Here is a 21,012-nt window from a genome sequence, read left to right on the forward strand (position 1 = left end):
TTTCTTTATCTTAAATGCTAAAGAGTTGTCCCAAGAGGAAGGTTACTCCCATGGTCAGAAGTCCGATACAGAGGTTACGGATCATAGCAGTTTTCGTAGGTGCCTTGCCTAGTTTAGCACTGGTATAGCCAGTGACAAGAAGGGAAAGGGCCACGATAAAAACAGTAGCAGGAATGCGATAATCGCATGGAAAGACGGTGATTGAAATCATAGGAGGAAGGCTTCCCAGTACAAAGGCGATAAAGCTAGAGATCGCAGCATGCCAAGGATTGGTAAACTCTTCGTACTCGATACCGTATTTTTCCTCAACCAAGGCTTTGAGTGGATTTTTTAAAAAGGCCTTGTTGGTCAAAAGTTGGGCGGACGTTTCACACTCACCATTTTGTAAGTAAGCAGCATAGAGGGATTGTTTTGCAGATTCGATGTCTTTATCCAAGAGTAATTGTTCTCGGGCAACAGCGGCTTCTTCCGTGTCTTTTTGAGTGGATACGGAGACATACTCTCCCCCTGCCATAGAAAAAGCACCAGCGAGGATAGCAGCCAAACCTGATAAAAAGATAATCCAGATATTGCTTGTCGCACTGGCAACCCCGATAACGACTCCAGCGATGGAAATAATCCCATCATTGGCACCCAGAACACCCGCGCGTAGGATATTGAGTCGGCCTGCAAAGTTTGCATCAATTTCATGTTTTATTTCTGTCATAGTCATCTCCTTTCTCTCAATTATAGAGAAAAGAATAGTGGAATACAAACTTTTTAAACTATCTGAAAAAAGTTCTACGATTCTAATTTTTAGGCCCTTTGAAGATTCTCCGAAAAAGTAGTGCTATCCTACCGTACTGGACCTTTTTAAACTTATCTATGGTATAATAGAAGGTAGATTTATCAATTGGAGTATGAAGGATTTTATGATTAAACTTGTAGCAACCGATATGGATGGAACCTTTCTGGACGGAGAGGGTCGGTTTGATATGGAACGCCTCAAAAAATTGCTTGTTTCCTACAAGGAAAAGGGGATTTATTTTGCAGTGGCCTCGGGTCGCGGTATCTTGTCCCTTAAAAAGCTATTTGCGGATGTGCGTGACGAAGTGATTTTTATAGCTGAAAATGGCAGCTACGTTGAGTTTCATGGTGAGAATATGTACGAGGCTACGATGTCTCGCGACTTTTACTTGAGTACTTTTGAAGCTTTAAAGAAATCACCCTATTTTGATGAAAGAAAAATGCTTCTGACAGGGAAAAAAGCTTGTTATGTATTGGAAACAGTGGATGAAACCTATCTAAAGTTAAGTAGTCACTACAATGAGAACATTCAAAAAGTATCACGTTTGGAAGATATCACAGATGAGATTTTTAAATTCACTACGAACTTTACAGAAGATACGATAGAAGCTGGTGAGGCCTGGGTCAACGAAAATGTTCCTGGTGTGAAAGCCATGACAACTGGTTTTGAGTCCATTGATATTGTCTTGGACTACGTTGATAAGGGTGTGGCTATTGTTGAGCTAGCCAAAAAACTGGGGCTTAGCATGGATCAGGTTATGGCGTTTGGCGATAATCTCAATGACCTTCACATGATGCAGGTTGTGGGGCATCCAATCGCTCCAGAAAATGCGCGACCAGAGATTTTAGAATTAGCAGAGACAGTGATTGGCCACCATAAGGACCAGTCAGTGATGACTTATATGGAGGGCTTGTAATGGCAGATATTAAATTGATTGCACTTGATTTGGATGGCACCTTGCTGACAACGGATAAAAAGCTGACAGATCGTACCAAGGCGGTCCTCAAGGCTGCGCGTGACCGTGGCATCAAGGTCGTACTGACAACGGGGCGTCCTCTGAAGGCTATGGATTTCTTTCTCCATGAGCTAGGGACTGATGGTCAGGAGGACGAGTACACCATCACCTTTAATGGTGGTCTGGTACAGAAAAATACTGGAGAGATTCTCGATAAAACCGTCTTTTCAATCGATGATGTGGCACGATTGTATGAGGAAACTGAAAAACTCGGACTTCCGTTAGATGCTATTTCAGAAGGAACAGTCTATCAAATCCAGTCTGACCAAGAAAGTCTCTATGCTAAGTTCAACCCAGCCTTGACTTTCGTACCTATCGCTTTTGAGGATCTATCTAGTCAGATGACGTATAATAAATGCGTGACTGCCTTTGCCCAAGAACCTTTGGATGCAGCGATTCAACAGATTTCTCCAGAATTGTTTGACCAATATGAAATCTTCAAATCGCGTGAACTCTTATTGGAATGGTCGCCGAAAAACGTCCACAAGGCAACAGGTTTAGCGAAATTAATTAAACACTTAGGAATCGATCAAAGTCAAGTGATGGCTTGTGGTGACGAGGCCAATGATCTTTCTATGATTGAGTGGGCAGGTCTGGGAGTTGCTATGCAAAATGCAGTTCCTGCGGTTAAGGCAGTTGCCAATGTCATTACCCCCATGACCAACGACGAGGAAGCCGTTGCTTGGGCTATCGAAGAATACGTGCTAAAGGAGAACTAGAATATGGGATTATTTGACCGTCTATTCGGAAAAAAAGAAGAGCCAAAAATCGAAGATATTGTTAAAGAAGCTCTGGAAAATCTTGATTTGTCAGAAGAGGTTGAAGAAAACCAAACGGCAGTCGAAGAAACTTCTCAGGAAGAGACAACAAGAGACAAAGTGGAAGAAACACCTGCTCAAGAAGAAACCCCTCAGATCTTGACAGAAGAAGTTATTGAACTAGAAGCAGTCGAAGAAACTGCTCAGGAAGAGCTTGAGCCAGAATCTGATGAACTGGAACGATTCCAAGAGCCGGAAGAAATTCTAAAAGAAGAGAGCCAAGAAACTGTAGAGTTCGAAGAAAGGTTAGCTTCTGAAGTAGTAGAAGAAGAACTTCCTCAGGTTGAAGAAACTGTACAGGAAAAATATGACCGCAGTCTCAAGAAAACCCGTACAGGATTCGGTGCTCGTTTGAATGCCTTCTTTGCCAACTTCCGTTCTGTCGATGAAGAATTCTTCGAAGAATTGGAAGAACTGCTCATCATGAGCGACGTCGGTGTGCAGGTCGCTTCAAACTTAACAGAAGAACTACGTTATGAAGCCAAACTCGAAAATGCTAAGAAGCCTGACGCACTCCGTCGAGTCATTATCGAGAAATTGGTTGAACTCTATGAGAAGGATGGCAACTACGATGAACAAATCCATTTTCAAGATGGTTTGACCGTCATGCTCTTTGTCGGAGTCAATGGCGTTGGGAAAACAACTTCTATCGGGAAATTGGCTCATCGCTACAAACAAGCTGGCAAGAAAGTCATGCTAGTTGCGGCAGATACCTTCCGTGCGGGTGCAGTGGCTCAGCTAGCTGAATGGGGTCGTCGTGTGGATGTTCCTGTTGTGACAGGGCCAGAAAAGGCTGATCCAGCAAGTGTGGTCTTTGATGGGATGGAACGTGCTGTAGCTGAAGGGATTGATATCCTTATGATTGATACAGCAGGTCGTCTGCAAAACAAGGACAACCTTATGGCTGAGTTGGAAAAGATTGGTCGCATTATCAAGCGTGTCGTTCCAGAAGCACCTCATGAAACCTTCCTTGCCCTTGATGCGTCAACAGGTCAAAATGCTCTTGTACAAGCAAAAGAGTTTTCAAAAATCACTCCATTGACAGGTATTGTATTGACCAAGATTGATGGAACAGCTCGAGGTGGTGTCGTTCTTGCTATCCGTGAAGAGCTGAATATCCCTGTTAAGTTGATTGGATTTGGTGAAAAAATCGATGATATCGGTGAGTTCAATTCTGAGAACTTTATGAAAGGCCTTCTAGAAGGTTTGATATAAAAGAAAATCCTGCAAGAATTCTTGCAGGATTGTTTTTGATTATTCTAAACGTCCATCTTTACGATAGGCGATATCTGGTTGCCAGGTCCATTTGGCCCCATACTTTTCAAGTAAGTCAAAGCTAGCTTGTGGCCCCATGCTTCCAGCTTTATAGTCATGAAGTGGAGCTCCATTTTCAGCCCAGAGTTCTTCAATACGGTCAATCAATTTCCAAGAAGCACTTACCTCATCCCAGTGGCTAAAGTTGGTTGAGTTGTTGTTCAAGACATCGTAGATTAATTTCTCGTAAGGATCTGGTGAGGCTCCAGTAGCAGTAGCATCTGTACGATAATCCAGAGAGCTTGGTGCTAGGTTAAATTCTTCACCGACTTGCTTCCCATTGAGGCTAAGAGAGAAGCCTTCAGTTGGTTGGATATAGATGGTCAAGATATTTGGCACCAAAGGCTCGCCGAAGATTGAGTCCATTTGCTTAAAGACGATATTGACATGAGTTCCTTTTTCAGTCAGACGTTTACCAGTACGGAAGAAGAAGGGAACACCACTGAAGCGATCGCTATCTACAAAGAAGGCACCAGATGCAAAGGTTTCTGTTGTGGATTCAGGATCGACGTTTGGCTCGCTACGATAGGAGATGTATTTCATACCATCGATTTTACCAGAGCGATATTGACCACGGATAAACTGTTCTTTCAATTCTTCCTCAGTTGGATGATAGAGGTTTTTAAAGACCTTTATCTTTTCAGCACGAATCTCATCCTTTGTAAAGCTAGCTGGTTTGTCCATGGCTAGAAGAGAGAGAAGTTGGAGAGTATGGTTTTGCACCATATCACGAAGGGCGCCAGATTGATCGTAGTAGCCGCCGCGTTCTTCAACACCTAAGCGTTCCGCAAAGGTAATCTGAACATTATCAATGTGTTCGCGATTCCAAACATTCTCAAAGATCATGTTGGCAAAACGAACAGCAAAGATACTCTGAATCATCTCTTTACCTAGGTAATGGTCAATACGGTAGATTTGCTCCTCATCAAAGGCAGCAAGGAGATCTTCATTGAGTTTGCTAGCTGTTTCGTAGTCTGTACCAAATGGTTTCTCAACGATCAAGCGTTCAAAACCTTTACCATCAACAATGTTTTCAGATTTGAGGTGCTTGGCAATAGTTCCAAAGAACTGAGGTGCCATAGACAAGAAGAAGAGCTTATTGTGTTCAGCTTGGTATTTTTCGTTGAGCTCAGCTTGTAATTGACGCAAAGCAATGTAATGTTCTGTATCATTCACATCATGGCTTTGATAGTAGAAGTGGCTAGCGAATTCTTGGGCTTGCTCGGTACTATCTGCCAAATCAAGGATGGACTCGACAACTACAGATTCAAAATATTCCTTACTCCAAGGTCTACGAGCTGTTCCGATAACAGCAAAATGCTCAGAGAGATTGCCTGATTTATAGAGTCTGAAAAGGGAAGGGTAGAGTTTGCGTTTTGCTAAATCTCCACTCGCACCGAAAATTGTAACAATAACCTTTGATGACATCTAGCTACCTAATTTCTATATTTTTTCCTAGTTGGACTAGGGATGAGATTTCCTCATTATCATAGTTTTTATTTTATCATAATTTTCAAAAAAAACAAAAAATCCAATACGCAATTAAAAAACTGTAAGGAGAACCTTACAGTTTTGTTTTATACATTTAAGACCTTGTTCAAGAACTCTTTTAGACGAGGGTGTTGCGGGTTGTCAAAGATTTGATCTGGAGTTCCATCTTCCAGGAATTCACCATCAGCCGTAAAGATAACACGGTTAGCCACCTGACGAGCAAATCCCATCTCATGGGTTACGATAATCATGGTCATTCCTTGTTCCGCCAATTCCTTCATAACATTCAGTACATCTCCAACCATTTCAGGGTCCAGAGCGGAAGTTGGCTCATCAAAGAGCATGATATCAGGATTCATGGCAAGTCCACGAGCGATAGCTACACGCTGTTTCTGACCACCTGATAGGCTATCTGGGTTAGCATTAGCTTTGTCTGCAAGACCGACTTTCTCCAGCAACTCCATCCCCAATTTTTCAGCTTCTTCTTTGGTCATCCGTTTGTGTTCAATAGGTGCAAAAGTGATATTTTCTAGGACGGACATGTGAGGGAAGAGGTTGAAGTGTTGGAAGACCATTCCTACGTTCTCACGAACATGGTCGACATTGGTTGATTTTTCAGTCAAATCATAGCCATTCACTGTGATGTGGCCACTCGTTACCTCCTCGAGAAGGTTAAGGCTACGGAGGAAAGTGGATTTACCAGAACCAGAAGGTCCGATGATACAGACAACATCTCCTTCATAGAATTTAGTCGTAATGCCTTTTAAAACTTCGTTTTTTCCATAATACTTATGCAAATCATTTACATCAATTTTTAGTTTTGCCATTAACGAATCCTCTTTTCTAAGCGTTTCGCTAGTCTAGTCAAAAGCGTGATAATTACAAGATAGAAGATAGCAAGGATTGCATACATCTTGAAACTTTGGTAGTTACGGGCAATGATGATCTTACCAGTTTGGAAAAGTTCAACCAAACCGATAGCAGACACGATGGTTGTATCTTTAAGAGCGATAACGAATTGGTTGACAAAGTTTGGCAACATCAATTTAGTTGCTTGTGGCAAGATAATCTTACGCATGGTTTTTCCATAAGAGATACCAAGACTGCGGCTGGCTTCCATTTGCCCAACTGGAACAGCTTGGATACCACCACGAACAATTTCAGCGATATAAGCTGCCGCATTGAGTGAGAGGGCGATAGTACCAGCTACAAAGTCATTGATTGGACTTTGTTGGCCTGTAATGGACTCGATGAAGTTTGGAATTCCCCAGAAGATAAAGGCTGCAAGAATCATCAAGGGAATTCCTCGAATAACGTCAACGAAAATCTCAGAGATTAGACGAAGAGATTTGTATGGACTAACGCTAAACATACCAAAGATAATACCGATGACAATGGCAATTGCAAATGAAATAAGCGCTAGAGCAAGAGTGATTCCAAGTCCACTAAGAAGTTGTTTGTAGTTGTTTTGAAGCAAGCCCCAGATAGTCGTTTCGTCAACCGTACTTGTAGAGTTAGTTGAAGATTCGCTAGCTAGATACTTGTCAAGAATCTTTTGAAATTCTCCGTTAGCTTTGAGGTTAGCAAGTCCATTATTGAACATCTGGATCAATTCAGGGTTTGTTCCTTTTTTAACCGCAAAGGCTGTTTCACCGATTGGAGTTCCAGCGATTGGCGTTTTCAATTTTTGACCTTGGCTGATAGAATATTTGAGAACAGGCTCATCATCCATCACAGCATCAATAGATCCAGTATTCAGACTGTCATACATAGAAGCGCCATCTGCAAAGGTTTTAATCTTATAGCCGTATTTGCTTTGATTTTCAGTAAGGAACGTTTGAGAAGCAGTTCCGTTTTTAACACCGACAGTTTTATCCTTGAGGTCTTCATAAGAAGTAATTGTGCTTGATTCTTTCACACCGAGAATCGTATTTGCTGTGTAGTATGATTCTGAGAAGTCAAAGGTTTCCTTACGAGCATCTGTTACAGACATACCAGCAATGATACCATCTGCTTGTCCAGCTTGAACAGCACTAATGGCTGCGTCAAATCCTGGGTTGGTAATCTCAATTTCAAAACCTTGATCTTTGGCAATGGCCTTGATGAGATCCATATCAATACCGGTGTATTGATTGCTTGAATTTTGAAAGACGAACGGGGCGAAAGATGAGTCGCTGGCAATAATGTACTTGCTTTTCACAGGAGTAGCTTTTTGTCCAGCAGCAGTAGTTGTCGTCGGGCTTGCCGTAGGTGTAGAAGCTGTCCATTTTTGGATGATTTGCTCCAAGCTACCATCTTTCTTCATTTGTGCTAGGGCTTCGTTAAACTCGGTAACCAAGTGTTCATACTTGCTCCCTTTCTTGACACCAAAGGCAAAACTTCCAACAGCCTCACCATCCATATTGATTCTGAGATCTTGTCCTTGGTTAATCGCATACTCAATAACAGGTTTATCGTCCATGATGGCATTTACAGCACCAGCACTTAGACTGTTATTCATCAAATCACCTGTATCAAAGGTTTTAATAGAGAAGCCGTATTTATCTTTGATACTTTCGAGGAAACGGTGAGCGGCAGTTCCGTTCTTAACACCAACTGTTTTGCCGCTAAGTTCCTCATATTTGGTGATTTTATTTGCCTTAGTGGTAGCAATGACAACTTTTGTATCATAATAGGTATCAGACATGGTAAAGACATTTTCACGTTCTTTTGTTTTTGTCATACCTGCCATAATGGCATCTGCTTGACCTGACTGCACTGCATTTACAGCTGCATCAAAGCCAGGATAAGACATTTGGATGTTCCATCCTTTGATTTCTGCGACTTTATTGATAATATCAACATCAATCCCTTTATAGGTTTGATCTGAATCTTTAAACTCAAAAGGTGCGTAAGCTGTATCAGACACAATCTTAACAGTATCAGCTTTTACCATACCTAGTGAGAAAATGGGAAATAAAATGAGCAAACATGCTAGTATTTTTTTCTTCATTTTTAGTCTCCTTTTCCGAATATTTTCCCATTATATCAGAAAATGAATGAAAAGGCAAATTTTAGGAAATTTATGTAAGAAAATATAACATGAAACGCTCGCTCTCATCAACCTAGAGTAGAGTCTGAAAAGTAAATTTATGGTAAAATAGAAGGATAGAAAAATGTAGATGAGGCAATCATGATAAATCGAATTACAGATAATAAATTTAAACTAGTATCAAAATATGAACCATCAGGAGATCAACCCCAAGCGATTGAGCAGTTGGTCGATAATATCGAGGGGGGCGAGAAGGCCCAGATTTTGATGGGGGCGACGGGTACAGGGAAGACCTATACCATGAGTCAGGTCATTTCCAAAGTCAATAAACCTACTTTGGTCATTGCCCATAATAAGACTCTGGCTGGCCAGCTCTATGGAGAATTTAAGGAATTTTTCCCTGAAAATGCTGTTGAGTATTTCGTGTCTTACTATGATTATTACCAACCTGAGGCCTATGTCCCTTCGAGCGATACCTATATTGAGAAGGACAGCTCTGTCAATGATGAGATTGACAAGCTCCGTCACTCAGCGACATCAGCCCTCTTGGAGCGCAATGATGTGATTGTCGTGGCTTCGGTCTCTTGTATCTATGGTCTGGGTTCGCCTAAGGAATACTCTGATAGTGTTGTTAGTCTTCGTCCAGGTCTGGAGATTTCTCGTGATAAACTCTTGAATGACTTGGTCGATATACAGTTTGAACGCAATGACATTGATTTCCAACGTGGAAGATTTCGCGTTCGTGGGGATGTGGTGGAGATTTTCCCAGCCTCTCGTGATGAGCATGCCTTTCGCGTAGAGTTTTTCGGCGATGAGATCGATCGCATCCGTGAAGTCGAAGCTCTAACTGGTCAAGTTCTGGGCGAAGTGGATCATTTGGCGATTTTCCCAGCGACTCACTTTGTGACCAATGACGACCACATGGAAGTAGCGATTGCTAAAATTCAGGCTGAGTTGGAGGAGCAGTTAGCTGTCTTTGAGAAGGAAGGCAAACTGCTAGAAGCCCAGCGTTTGAAACAGCGAACAGAGTATGATATTGAGATGTTACGTGAGATGGGCTATACCAACGGTGTTGAAAACTACTCACGCCACATGGATGGTCGTAGCGAAGGAGAGCCTCCTTATACGCTTCTTGACTTCTTCCCTGATGATTTCTTGATCATGATTGATGAAAGTCACATGACCATGGGGCAAATCAAAGGTATGTACAATGGAGACCGTTCGCGTAAGGAAATGCTGGTTAATTATGGTTTCCGTTTGCCGTCTGCCTTAGATAATCGTCCTCTCCGTCGGGAGGAGTTTGAAAGCCATGTACACCAGATTGTTTACGTTTCAGCGACACCTGGTGACTATGAAAATGAACAGACCGAGACAGTGATTGAGCAAATCATTCGTCCGACAGGTCTTTTGGATCCTGAAGTGGAAGTCCGACCAACTATGGGACAGATTGATGACCTCCTAGGTGAAATCAATGCCCGTGTTGAAAAGAATGAACGGACCTTTATTACAACCTTGACCAAAAAAATGGCCGAAGACTTGACCGACTACTTCAAAGAAATGGGTATCAAAGTCAAGTACATGCACTCGGATATCAAGACCTTGGAACGGACGGAGATTATCCGTGACCTGCGCTTGGGCGTCTTTGATGTATTGGTCGGAATCAACCTGCTCCGCGAAGGGATTGACGTTCCTGAGGTAAGCTTGATTGCTATTCTAGATGCTGACAAGGAAGGTTTCCTTCGTAACGAACGTGGTCTCATCCAGACCATTGGACGTGCTGCTCGTAACAGCGAAGGGCATGTCATCATGTATGCGGACACGATGACTCAGTCTATGCAACGTGCCATTGATGAAACGGCCCGCCGTCGGAAAATCCAGATGGCTTATAATGAAGAACATGGTATTGTACCTCAGACAATCAAGAAAGAAATCCGTGATCTGATCGCTGTAACTAAGGCAGTTGCCAAGGAAGAGGACAAGGAAATCGATATCAATAGCCTTAACAAACAAGAACGCAAAGAACTCGTCAAGAAACTGGAGAAACAAATGCAAGAAGCCGTCGAAGTGCTTGACTTTGAACTGGCAGCTCAGATACGTGATATGATGCTAGAAGTGAAGGCGCTAAACTGATAGAAAGTATATAGAAATATATAGAAAGACATAATATGACAGCAAAAAAAACTAAACACATAGGCATTGAATGTTGTAGAATTTTAGCTATGTTGATGATTTGCAATTTACATGTTTTGGGTATGGGAGGAATTTTGGAGAAAGTTGATAGTCAAAAAGATTTTTACTATATTTTTGCCAATTTTTTAGAAGCTTTCTCATATTCAGCCGTAAATATTTATATTTTAATCAGTGGTTATGTCGGTCTTTATTCACAATTTAGTTATAAAAAGATGTTTAGTTTTTGGGTACAGATTATTTTCTATACTATTTCAATTACTTTTGTATTTGCTATTTTTTCAAAATCATCTGTCAACTTAAGTGATTGGTTTTCAGCTTTAACTCCAATAAGTCATGGACAGTATTGGTATATGAGTTGCTATTTTGGTTTAGTCTTAATAGCACCATTTTTGAATCAAGCAGTGCTGACATTGAAAAAAGAACAATTGCTTCCAATTGTTAGTGGAGCACTTATATACTTTTCTGTCATACCCACGGTATTTAAACAAGATATTCTGGGTTTATGGAGTGGTTATAGTGTATTATGGATGATCCTCTTGTACATTTTAGGAGCAATAATTAGAAAATCAAATTACGAAAGTCGTTTTCAAATACGTAATGTTAGTGGATTGGTTTTATTTCTGACTAGTTTAACTTTTATACTGTGCTGGCTTGGTTTTGAACAGTGGAGAAGTTATATTTCTCCGACGGTCACACTGCAAGGAATAGCAATATTTTTACTCTTCTTGAATATTAAAAATCTTCCCTTAACTTTTAAGAAACTAGTTCTTTTAGTATCTCCACTTACTTTGGGGGTTTATCTGTTTCATGTACATCCTCTTATTTTTAGAAGAATTATACCAACCATCCATACTTTAGTTGAAGGACAAGAATTTTCCATGTTTGTCATTATTATTCTAGTTATGACACTGGTTCTGTTTTTTTCTGGTGCTATCATTGAGTATTTTAGAAATAAATTAATGGCGGTTATTCTTACTTTAATCAAGAGTTTTAAAAATCTTAAACAGACTTAAAACTTTATTGTCTTATTAAAAATAGAAGTAAGAGAGACTAAATTATACACTGTATTGAGAATTTAGGGTTTATTGAGATTATCCTTGTCCTAATCGACGTAACCAAGGCAGTTTCCAAAGAAGAGGACAAGGAACTCGTCAAAAAACTCGAAAAACAAATGCAAGAAGCTGTCGAAGTGCTTGATTTTGAACTGGCAGCACAAATCCGTGATATGATGTTGGAAGTGAAGGCGTTGGATTAGATAGGAGAAAACGAATGAAAATTTTAGTCATCAATGGACATCCTGACAAGGGAAGTTTATGTCAAGAAATTTTTCAAACGATTGTAGAAAATATTGACTCAAATCATCATGAGCTTGAATCTATTAACCTAAATGAGATAGATTTTGATCCTGTGTTACGTTATGGTTATCGAAAACGGATGGAAGAGGATTCTTTCATACTTCGCTCTCAGGAATTAATCCAGTGGGCAGATCATTTCATTTTTGTTTATCCAATTTGGTGGAGTAGTATGCCTAGTTTATTGAAGGGTTGGATCGATCGTGTTTTCACGCCAGGAATTGCATACTCTGCCAATAATCAAGGAAGTTTTATTTGGAATTACTTAAGAGGTCAGCAGTTTAAAAAGTTACTAAAAGGAAAAACAGCCAGTATTTACGCAACATCCATGGCGCCAACATGGTGGTACAAGGTATTTTCAGGTTCTATCAATATTCCAGACAGTTATGGTATGTCAGTATTAAAGAATGCTGTCCTGAATCATTGTGGAATCAAAACAAATAAAGTTTCAATTTTAGGCGAATTAGGGCGTGAGGTGAATACAAATTCTACAAGGCAAAAATATCTGCAAAAAGTAGCTGAGGAAGTCAAGTCGTTGGGGTAGTGAAGGAGAAAAATAAATGGATCTTACTATCAAACAGATGGAAACTCCTGAAGAGATAGAAGGTAAGTCCCTCGTTCATTGGCAGACGTGGAGAGAGGCTTATGATGACCTTTTACCTGCAGAATTTCAGGAGACAATGACATTAGAAAGATGTCGATTCTTTAGTCAAAAATATCCAGAGAATACATTGATCGCGATGGATGGCATGAAGGTAGTTGGTTTTATCAGTTATGGAAACTTTCGTGATGAGGCTATTCAAGCTGGCGAAATTATTGCCTTATATGTTTTAAAAGACTATTATGGAAAAGGTGTTGCTCAGAAGTTAATGAAGGAAGCTCTGACGTCTCTTGAACAGTTCTCTGAAATATTTTTATGGGTATTAAAAGAGAATAAGCGAGCCATTGCTTTTTATCAAAAAATTGGTTTTACTTTTGATGGCCAAGAAAAAATACTTGACCTTGGAAAACCTATCACTGAAATTAGAATGGTATGTAAGAATTCATCAAGATTTGAGAGTTAAATACTGATAGAATTGCGATTTTGTTTTCAGATTACGCAATGAACAAACAATCATGTTTTAGAATATATTTTTAATAGAAAGAAGTTATTATGAAATTGAAAGAGAAGAATTATAAGAAGTCATCAGGGTTAGATTCTGTTCGTTTTTGGTTACAAGGACATCGATTTATCAAATTTATGCTTGATATGTTCTTTTATATTATCTTGTTCCTAATTATAGAATTTACAACATCACAGAACAAAAGCATTCCAGCTGATTTTCGGCACAGAGAGCTCTTGTTTCCCTTGCAATTGAATCTTTTTATCTTGGGTAATAGGTTCTATGCTCTCTTTTTGTCAGTGAAAACGGAAAAAGAAAGGACCCCTAAAAGATTTTGTGAACCCTTTATTTATATCAATATCCTTAGCTTCATTTTTCAACTGATTGGCGTGAGAAAAAGAGGAAGAGTTGTTCTGTCACCTTTGTTTTCACTGGAGTCATCCTATATCTGGTTTCCTATTGTCATCTACCTTCTAGTCTTGATGTTAACTTTGGCAATCTTCTTTCTCTCTAAAACTTCAAAAAAAGGAGTAGATGAAAATGAAGATGAGTAGGCAAATGAAGTACAAGACAAAAGAAAAGTCTTCTTGGACTAAGAGGATTTTTCTTTGGCTGGAAAGGCACAGAAGGATTGGTCAACTTTTGGATACGAGTGTATTATTTGGATCTATGTTTGTATCATTTCTTGCCGCCTCTTACATTAGTTATCTATTACCGAACATGAACTATCTTTCCCCCTTAAGCTTCAATCTTATCCTTCTGATCTTATCAACCTATTTCCTTGTCTTTCGTTTTAGTAGTGATAAACTTCAGAAATGGCGTTACTTTTCATGGGGATTTATTGGGTTCAATGGTCTTCTTTTTCCCTTTCATCTCTTGGTAGGTCTGAATTGGCTAGGACGTCGTAAGTCAACGAATTTCCCTCCCATAATTTCTATGGATCCAGCCTATGTCTGGGTCCCTATTGTAAGTTATCTCTTTTTCTTTTTCTTGGGGCTGGGAATTCTGCTTTTGATTATACGGATAGAAAAGAGAAGAAGGAGGCGTAAATGGAACGAAAGACTAAGAGACAAAAGAAGCTCAAACAACAGAACAGACAAATGAGAAAAATCCAGAGAAAGTATTCTTTGGTAGCCCACGTCCAATTGTGGCAGGAAAGACATTCAAAGATTGCTTCTTTTATGGATGGTGGTATAATATTATTATCTATTTTTGGTATCATGTATGTATTGTTCGGTACGTCACTTATCCCGAAACCATATCAAGAAATGTCCTATCTCTTGCCAATTATTATGAATTTTGTCTTTTTGGTGCACACACTCTATCAAGGTATTTTTAGAGATGGTTTTAGCAATAAGGCTTCAGTACAAGGATTTTTAGAAACTTTTCTATTCATAAACGGACCTATTTTTCTCCTCCACTTAATTGTTGGGGTGAAAGGGAGAAATGTTAAAAAAATTCCTTCCCTATTATCTATCAATTATCGCTACATCTGGCTTCCAATTGCTACCTATCTAATCTTTTTCACCATTCCAGCGATATTGATGGTGATTTTGAAATATAATGACAAAAAGAGGAAAAATCATGGCAAAAGAAAATCGAACTAAGTTAATTTCGTTTAAGACACTCTATTTGGCTTTGCTGATCTTTGTGATTCTTCATTTGGTGTTGTTGGTTTTTGGCCTATCTTTTACGCCGATTTTGTGGAATAGTTGGTTTTTCATTCTTTGTTTGACCTTCCTAATCCATCCTTGGAGAATCTTTTATAGAACAAGAGATGCTAAATGGTATCACCTTATTTTTCAATTATTTAGTGGATTAGTGGCACTTTATCTTGGGTTTATGGCATTTTTTGCTTTGTCAATTATGTCGGATCCAGCCATTCCCATCAATATAGACTATCACATACAAGATAAAGAAATCATCATTGTTAGAGGTTTTTTGGCCCGTAGTACTTATGAACATCACGAGTTGATTAATCCATTCATCATGAAATCTGATATTAAGTTCGAAAAAGGCATATAACAACTTAGAAAGCGAGAAAATCCATGTCCCGTGCGCAAGCAACCATTTTAACTAACATCTGTCTAATCGAAGATCTAGAAAATAAGCGAGTAGTCATGCAATACCGCTCTCCTAAAAATAATCGCTGGTCTGGCTATGCCTTTCCAGGAGGACATGTTGAGAATGGCGAGTCCTTTGCCGAGTCTGTCATTCGTGAGATTTATGAAGAAACCGGTCTAACGATTCAGAATCCCCAACTGGTTGGTATTAAAAATTGGCCCTTAGATACAGGTGGGCGCTACATCGTCGTTTGCTATAAGGCGACAGAGTTTACTGGGAATCTCCAATCTTCAGATGAAGGAGAAGTATCTTGGGTACAAAAAGACCAGATTCCAAATTTGGATCTGGCCTATGATATGTTGCCTCTGATGGAAATGATGGAAGCACCTGACAAGTCTGAGTTCTTCTATCGCCACCGTACAGAGGACGGCTGGGAGAAAGAAATTTTCTAGTCTTTTACCAAATAACCTAACTGATCCAAGGCCTCCTCGATATAGTGGAGGTCTTGTTGTGTTTCTGCTTCAACAAGGTGGTAATGGATGCCGTCTGTCAATTCAGAAAGGGGTCTAAAGTCTGAATTCTCGACTTGTTCCAGAAAGTGCTGGACATCTCGGCGGCAAGTGAGTTTGAGTAGGGTTTCAATTTCGCCATAAACGGGATGATCGATTAAGATATTTTGAACGCGTCCGCCGTTATCTACAATGGCTAGTAGTTCCTGACCGATTTCTTCCAGTTCATGTTTCACTTTAAAGAGTTTGTGAACGTAGGGGCTGGCATCATTTTCTTTGTAGATATAACCACGATTGGTGGATAGGATAGGAGCTCCATCTGCTCGGAGAATAGCGATGTCCTGTACAATGACCTGGCGCGTAACATGGAAGTGTTCAGCCAAGGTTTGACCATTGAGAGCTTTTGGCGCCTCTTTTAACAGTTTGAGAAGAGCTTGTTTGCGATCCTTTGTCATAGTTTTTCCTTTTAGCGACGTTTTCGAAGCACTTTATAGACAGCTAGTGCTAATGTATAGTCTACCATACTATGGACGATTGTGCCAAAACCAACTAGGACAAAGAGAACATAAAACATATTTTCAACATTTGTCCCTGAAGTAGCATAGAAGATGATACAAGCTATTACTTCAGCGATAGCATGAACAACACCCAAAACAAAGTTAAAAATCCAAGATGCCTTTGGTTTATCCAAGATTTCAGGGAATTTCTTTAAGTACAAAGCCCCCAAAGTACCAAAAACAATGTGAGAGAAGGCACGAAGTACAATAACAGGCGGATAGCCTGCCATCAGAAAACCAAGACTAGAAGCAATAATCACAAAAGCAGCCATCAAAGGCGAAAGAAACATGGCGATAAAGATGGGGATATGACTTCCCAAGGTGTAAGAAGCCGGTGGGATAACGATTTTAAAAGGCATAATGATTGGAATCAAAATCGCTATTGCAGTTAGTAGGGCAGTCATAGTCATAAACTGCGTTTTTTTCCGTATATCCATAAGAACCTCCATTTATCTGTATATACACAAGTATAGTACAATAAATCACCAATCAAGTCAAGAAGCATTATTGATTTTTCAGGAAAATTTGGTTAAAATGTGTTAAAGAATAATAGGAACTGAGGAGAAATTGTGATGATACTTTTTGTTTACCTAATCGTGGTAATCGTGATGATGTCAAAACAGAAAAGTGAAGGGAAAGTAGTCTCAGGTTGGACTCGTTTCCTAGTTTATAGTTTATTGGTCCTTTCGCTACTCTCTCTATTAGCAAGTGGCCTGGCTGTTTCACTTTTTAGCCTTCCTTTATTAGGTTTTCTTTTGATGGCAGCAATACTCGAAATTGCTTATTTCGTCAGATTGGTGATTGCATTTGGTTTGGTTTTTCTATCACTAACCCTATACTTGGATAGCCAGAAAAGCCAGCAACCTACCCCTCTTTCGTATCAGCTCCTGCGCTTTGGCTTTCATATTCTATTGATGTTTCTTATGTTTTAAATGCTAAACTCCACCTTCAGGATGAAAGTGGAGTTGATTTTTTATTTCTTCAAGGTTTGTAAACGTGGGACAATTGCTACTGTTAGAACGGCAGAAATGACAAGCTCGGCAATTGAGTTTGTAGAAATAACGGTTGCCAGGAGTTTTTGGATATTGCCGTCGAAGACATTTCCAAAAAGGAAGAAGATTCCCCCAAGGACAAAGACGGTGTTGGTAAGGGAACCGAGAGCACCAGCAAAGATGAGACCCGTTCTGTTTTTTAATAATTTATAAACCAAGTAAGGTGTCAGACCAATCAAAACGCGAGGGACAACAGCGATAATCGCAGAATAAATGTTTCCGTTCGGTACAAATGGAGAGAAGAGGTAGCTGGTTGGAAGGATGGTAATCGTGTTTACCGTTAAGCTCAATAGTCCCATAAGAAAACCAAGTGTAACTCCAACTCGAGGGCCATAGATGATACTAGCAATGATTACTGGAATATGAACGATAGTAGGTTTGATTGGAAATGGGAAAAGGTTAAATAGGAGAGAACTCAAAAAGTGGATAATGAGCATAACTGCAAAAAAGATAGCAATGGGTGCAATGTTAGAGCGTTTGTTCATCGAGGGTTTCCTTTATTCTTTCTAAAATAGTATTCAGGTCAGCTAGGGCGCCTTTGCCGTGATCGCCACAGGCTAGTAGAGATTCTTTTGGAGAGATAATCTGATAACCATAGGTCTCTAATGTTTTTAGATTAGCCTGAGTTGCCGGATGGTCATACATTTTTGTATTCATGGCTGGTGCGACTAACTTTTTGACATGTTCTGGCAAGGCAAGTGCTGTGCTTGTCACCATGTTGTCCGCAAATCCATGGGCTAACTTTGCGATGGTATTAGCAGTAGCGGGTGCAACGATAAAAAGATCAGTTCTTTTGCCTAGTTCGATATGATTGACTTGATTAGGAGCGGGTTCCTGCATGACATCAAGGTGGACAGGATTTTGAGAGAGGACCTGTAGTGTCAACGGTTGGATAAACTCTGTAGCAGCTTGAGTCATTATGACAGTGACATCATGGCCTTGTTTCTTCAAGGAACTGACTAGGTCAGCTGTTTTATAGGAGGCAATGGAACCTGTCACTGCGATGAGGATATTTGCCATGGCTTTCCTTTCTAAGAATCGTATGCTTGAATTTTTTCAAGAAGGAGGTTTGCTATTTCCTCTTTGGTTTGAACGGTTTGGAGTTGCTCTTTCTCAACAAAGATTGCATGATGCTGATTTGCTGAGATTTGAGTAAGATCATTTGCTATGATTAAGTCAGCCTGGTTCTTGACAAGACTTTGTCTAGCAACTTCTATGAGATATTCTTCAGAGACATCAACAAGTAGTTTAAAGCCAATCAGATGAATAGAAGGATTCCATTCCTTGACTAGAGAGATGATTTTGGGTGTTTTTTTCAGAAATAAAACCTGAACTTCATCAGTTGAAGAAATCTTAGTCTGATGATTCTGCTTGTTTAAGAATTCTTCTAGATTGGAGCTAGCCTGTACCTCCTCAAGCCCCGTCATATAAACAGGTGTGTAGTCAGACACAGCCATTGAGTGGATTAAGACCTGATATTTCTTTACTAGTTCTTGCATCACAACTAGAAGGTCGTTGGTATTGTTAATTTCTCGAATGATTAGATTAGGATGAGCTTCTGGCTTCAGAGCTCGTTTTGTCGTTATCAAACAAACTTCATGCCCCGCAGCAAGCAAGGTTTCTGTGATGATTTTCCCCAAGCGACCTGTAGAATGGTTAGTAATAGAGCGGACACTATCGATAGCTTCACTGGTACCGCCCGATGTGACTAAAATTTTCATAGCACTATTGTACACAAAAATAAACAGTAAGTAAAATGAAAGCGATAAAATTTTGCTAAAACAAAGCTACACTATAGTTTATAACTATAAAGCCATATAAAATTTTTCAAAGGGCCCTAAAAATCTTGAAATTCAGGATATTTACGAACGTTTAGAGAGTTTATGGATGTTAAAAATCTTGTTTTGTGTTATAATAAATTATCAAATTAGAGGCTATAGGAGTTTTGAATGAAAACAGATATTGAAATCGCACAGAGTATTGAGCTGAAGCCGATCGTTGATGTTGTTGAGAAACTTGGAATTTCTTACGACGATTTGGAATTGTACGGGAAGTACAAGGCTAAACTCAGCTTTGACAAAATTCGTGCGGTTGAGAACAATCCAGTTGGGAAATTAATCTTGGTAACTGCCATCAACCCAACACCAGCAGGTGAAGGAAAGTCAACCATTACCATCGGTCTTGCAGATGCCTTAAACAAAATCGGCAAGAAAACCATGATTGCTATCCGCGAACCGTCTCTTGGTCCAGTAATGGGAATTAAGGGTGGTGCTGCTGGTGGTGGTTATGCCCAAGTGTTGCCAATGGAAGACATCAACCTCCACTTTACCGGGGATATGCATGCCATTACAACTGCAAACAATGCTCTTTCTGCTTTAATTGACAATCACTTGCACCAAGGGAATGAGCTGGGAATTGACCAACGTCGTATCCTATGGAAACGTGTAGTGGACTTGAACGACCGAGCACTTCGTCACGTGACCGTCGGACTTGGTGGCCCTCTAAATGGTATTCCTCGTGAGGATGGCTTTGACATTACCGTCGCTTCCGAAATCATGGCCATTCTTTGCTTGGCTACGGACATCGAGGACTTGAAACGCCGTTTGGCTAATATTGTTATTGGTTATCGTTACGACCGTACACCAGTTTCTGTAGGTGATTTGCAGGTTGAGGGTGCTTTGGCATTGATTTTGAAAGATGCTATTAAACCGAACCTGGTTCAGACAATTTACGGTACACCTGCCTTTGTACACGGTGGTCCATTTGCCAATATCGCTCATGGATGTAACTCTGTCTTGGCAACAAGCACAGCCCTTCACTTGGCTGATTATACAGTCACTGAAGCTGGTTTTGGTGCGGACCTTGGAGCTGAGAAATTCCTTGATATCAAGACGCCAAACTTGCCAACATCTCCAGATGCAGTTGTCATCGTCGCAACCCTTCGTGCCCTTAAGATGAATGGTGGTGTAGCTAAAGACGCTTTGACAGAAGAAAATGTAGAAGCAGTGCGTGCCGGTTTTGCTAACTTGAAACGCCACGTTGAAAATATCCGTAAGTTCGGTATTCCAGCAGTTGTGGCCATTAACGAATTTGTTTCTGATACAGAAGCAGAAATCGCAGCCTTGAAAGAACTTTGTGCTTCAATCGATGTACCAGTTGAGTTGGCAAGTGTCTGGGCTGATGGTGCAGAAGGTGGAGTAGCACTTGCTGAAACGGTTGTCAAGACTATCGCTGAGAGTCCATCTAACTATAAACGTTTGTATGACAATGACCTTTCTATCCAAGAAAAGATTGAAAAGATTGTTACTGAAATCTACCGTGGTAGCAAAGTGAACTTTGAGAAGAAAGCTCAAACACAAATCGCTCAAATCGTTCAAAACGGTTGGGACAAATTGCCAATCTGTATGGCTAAGACCCAGTATAGCTTCTCAGACAATCCAAATGCACTTGGAGCACCTGAAAACTTTGAAATTACCATTCGCGAATTGGTGCCAAAATTAGGTGCAGGCTTCATCGTTGCCTTAACTGGTGACGTCATGACCATGCCAGGACTTCCAAAACGACCAGCAGCTCTTAACATGGATGTTGAAAGTGACGGAACCGTTCTAGGATTGTTCTAAGATTTAGATGATATTAAAAGAGTTTGGAAATGCTATCCAAGCTCATTTTTTATCTAGATATAAGTAGTTGTCTTCAGTTGATGAGAGAATCGTTTACCACACGCTACCG

General features: G+C 40.1%; 22 protein-coding genes and 1 pseudogene. 14 read left to right on the plus strand and 9 right to left on the minus strand.

Annotation, left to right across the window (positions count from 1 at the left end; genetic code table 11):
* Positions 1 to 10 precede the first annotated feature (10 nt).
* Positions 11 to 706, minus strand: a complete 696-nt coding sequence (locus tag B7723_RS04635; RefSeq protein ID WP_084849738.1) for a VIT1/CCC1 transporter family protein — start codon at positions 704 to 706, stop codon at positions 11 to 13.
* Between the two features lie 205 nt (positions 707 to 911).
* On the opposite strand from B7723_RS04635, the gene B7723_RS04640 reads away from it, so the two are divergent.
* Genes B7723_RS04640 through ftsY form a run of 3 tightly spaced genes read left to right on the plus strand, consistent with a single transcriptional unit; the run spans position 912 to position 3,835 of the window.
* Entirely contained in the window at positions 912 to 1,703 is a 792-nt protein-coding gene (locus tag B7723_RS04640) for a Cof-type HAD-IIB family hydrolase (protein ID WP_084849864.1), read from the plus strand.
* Positions 1,703 to 2,521 (plus strand): Cof-type HAD-IIB family hydrolase, encoded by an 819-nt coding sequence (locus B7723_RS04645; RefSeq protein WP_084849737.1) that lies wholly within the window; start codon positions 1,703 to 1,705, stop codon positions 2,519 to 2,521. The genes B7723_RS04640 and B7723_RS04645 overlap by 1 nt, the downstream gene beginning before the upstream one ends.
* A gap of 3 nt (positions 2,522 to 2,524) precedes the next feature.
* Positions 2,525 to 3,835: a signal recognition particle-docking protein FtsY gene (ftsY, locus tag B7723_RS04650; protein WP_084849736.1), complete on the plus strand. Its 1,311-nt coding sequence runs from the start codon at positions 2,525 to 2,527 to the stop codon at positions 3,833 to 3,835.
* Positions 3,836 to 3,874: 39 nt separating this feature from the next.
* Here ftsY and zwf read toward each other — a convergent pair whose 3' ends face one another.
* From zwf to B7723_RS04665, 3 genes are all read right to left on the minus strand, one after another.
* A complete protein-coding gene (zwf, locus tag B7723_RS04655; protein ID WP_084849735.1) occupies positions 3,875 to 5,362 on the minus strand; it encodes a glucose-6-phosphate dehydrogenase in 1,488 nt (495 codons plus the stop codon).
* A 149-nt stretch (positions 5,363 to 5,511) separates the two neighbouring features.
* Positions 5,512 to 6,252, minus strand: a complete 741-nt coding sequence (locus B7723_RS04660) for an amino acid ABC transporter ATP-binding protein (protein ID WP_084849734.1) — start codon at positions 6,250 to 6,252, stop codon at positions 5,512 to 5,514.
* Positions 6,252 to 8,417, minus strand: coding sequence for an ABC transporter substrate-binding protein/permease (locus B7723_RS04665; RefSeq protein WP_084849733.1), 2,166 nt, complete (start codon positions 8,415 to 8,417; stop codon positions 6,252 to 6,254). The genes B7723_RS04660 and B7723_RS04665 overlap by 1 nt, the downstream gene beginning before the upstream one ends.
* A 180-nt stretch (positions 8,418 to 8,597) precedes the next feature.
* Between B7723_RS04665 and uvrB the strand changes: the two genes are divergently transcribed.
* The 9 genes and pseudogenes from uvrB (at position 8,598) to B7723_RS04715 (ending at position 15,617) form a co-directional block, all read left to right on the plus strand.
* A complete protein-coding gene (gene uvrB, locus B7723_RS04670; RefSeq protein WP_084849732.1) occupies positions 8,598 to 10,586 on the plus strand; it encodes an excinuclease ABC subunit UvrB in 1,989 nt (662 codons plus the stop codon).
* A 35-nt stretch (positions 10,587 to 10,621) separates the two neighbouring features.
* The gene (locus B7723_RS04675) at positions 10,622 to 11,659 is read left to right on the plus strand and encodes an acyltransferase (RefSeq protein WP_084849731.1); all 1,038 of its coding nucleotides are present in this window, start codon (positions 10,622 to 10,624) and stop codon (positions 11,657 to 11,659) included.
* Between the two features lie 89 nt (positions 11,660 to 11,748).
* Positions 11,749 to 11,901: pseudogene (locus tag B7723_RS10720) on the plus strand (UvrB/UvrC motif-containing protein); the annotation flags it as partial.
* A 14-nt stretch (positions 11,902 to 11,915) separates the two neighbouring features.
* Entirely contained in the window at positions 11,916 to 12,542 is a 627-nt protein-coding gene (locus B7723_RS04685; RefSeq protein ID WP_084849730.1) for an NAD(P)H-dependent oxidoreductase, read from the plus strand.
* 16 nt (positions 12,543 to 12,558) lie between these two features.
* The gene (locus B7723_RS04690) at positions 12,559 to 13,062 is read left to right on the plus strand and encodes a GNAT family N-acetyltransferase (protein ID WP_084849729.1); all 504 of its coding nucleotides are present in this window, start codon (positions 12,559 to 12,561) and stop codon (positions 13,060 to 13,062) included.
* Positions 13,063 to 13,151: 89 nt separating this feature from the next.
* A complete protein-coding gene (locus B7723_RS04695) occupies positions 13,152 to 13,655 on the plus strand; it encodes a hypothetical protein (RefSeq protein ID WP_084849728.1) in 504 nt (167 codons plus the stop codon).
* Between the two features lie 495 nt (positions 13,656 to 14,150).
* A complete protein-coding gene (locus tag B7723_RS04705; protein ID WP_084849726.1) occupies positions 14,151 to 14,708 on the plus strand; it encodes a hypothetical protein in 558 nt (185 codons plus the stop codon).
* Entirely contained in the window at positions 14,686 to 15,126 is a 441-nt protein-coding gene (locus B7723_RS04710) for a hypothetical protein (protein ID WP_084849725.1), read from the plus strand. Before B7723_RS04705 ends, B7723_RS04710 begins: the two co-directional genes overlap by 23 nt.
* Positions 15,127 to 15,149: 23 nt before the next feature.
* Positions 15,150 to 15,617, plus strand: a complete 468-nt coding sequence (locus B7723_RS04715; RefSeq protein WP_084849724.1) for an 8-oxo-dGTP diphosphatase — start codon at positions 15,150 to 15,152, stop codon at positions 15,615 to 15,617.
* Here B7723_RS04715 and B7723_RS04720 read toward each other — a convergent pair.
* Together B7723_RS04720 and B7723_RS04725 are read right to left on the minus strand one after the other, a co-directional pair.
* On the minus strand, positions 15,614 to 16,129 hold the full coding sequence (locus B7723_RS04720; protein ID WP_000159158.1) for a transcription repressor NadR: 516 nt from the start codon (positions 16,127 to 16,129) through the stop codon (positions 15,614 to 15,616). The two genes, B7723_RS04715 and B7723_RS04720, sit on opposite strands and share 4 nt — an antisense overlap.
* Positions 16,130 to 16,140: 11 nt before the next feature.
* Positions 16,141 to 16,668: an ECF transporter S component gene (locus tag B7723_RS04725; RefSeq protein WP_045617215.1), complete on the minus strand. Its 528-nt coding sequence runs from the start codon at positions 16,666 to 16,668 to the stop codon at positions 16,141 to 16,143.
* 135 nt (positions 16,669 to 16,803) lie between these two features.
* Here B7723_RS04725 and B7723_RS04730 point away from each other — a divergent pair, with 135 nt between their 5' ends.
* On the plus strand, positions 16,804 to 17,163 hold the full coding sequence (locus tag B7723_RS04730) for a hypothetical protein (RefSeq protein ID WP_049549936.1): 360 nt from the start codon (positions 16,804 to 16,806) through the stop codon (positions 17,161 to 17,163).
* Positions 17,164 to 17,204: 41 nt separating this feature from the next.
* Here the strand turns inward: B7723_RS04730 and B7723_RS04735 are convergent, their stop codons facing one another.
* Genes B7723_RS04735 through coaB form a run of 3 tightly spaced genes read right to left on the minus strand, consistent with a single transcriptional unit; the run spans position 17,205 to position 19,004 of the window.
* The gene (locus B7723_RS04735) at positions 17,205 to 17,768 is read right to left on the minus strand and encodes an ECF transporter S component (protein ID WP_084849723.1); all 564 of its coding nucleotides are present in this window, start codon (positions 17,766 to 17,768) and stop codon (positions 17,205 to 17,207) included.
* Entirely contained in the window at positions 17,752 to 18,303 is a 552-nt protein-coding gene (gene coaC / locus B7723_RS04740; protein WP_084849722.1) for a phosphopantothenoylcysteine decarboxylase, read from the minus strand. Before coaC ends, B7723_RS04735 begins: the two co-directional genes overlap by 17 nt.
* Positions 18,304 to 18,314: 11 nt before the next feature.
* A complete protein-coding gene (gene coaB / locus B7723_RS04745) occupies positions 18,315 to 19,004 on the minus strand; it encodes a phosphopantothenate--cysteine ligase (RefSeq protein ID WP_084849721.1) in 690 nt (229 codons plus the stop codon).
* A gap of 228 nt (positions 19,005 to 19,232) precedes the next feature.
* Between coaB and B7723_RS04750 the strand changes: the two genes are divergently transcribed.
* Positions 19,233 to 20,903 carry a formate--tetrahydrofolate ligase gene (locus tag B7723_RS04750; protein WP_084849720.1) on the plus strand — a complete coding sequence of 557 codons (1,671 nt, stop codon included), beginning with the start codon at positions 19,233 to 19,235 and terminating at the stop codon, positions 20,901 to 20,903.
* The last annotated feature ends 109 nt before the right edge of the window (positions 20,904 to 21,012 follow it).

The sequence above is a fragment of the Streptococcus oralis subsp. oralis genome (assembly GCF_002096435.1).
Lineage (GTDB): Bacteria > Bacillota > Bacilli > Lactobacillales > Streptococcaceae > Streptococcus > Streptococcus oralis_AA.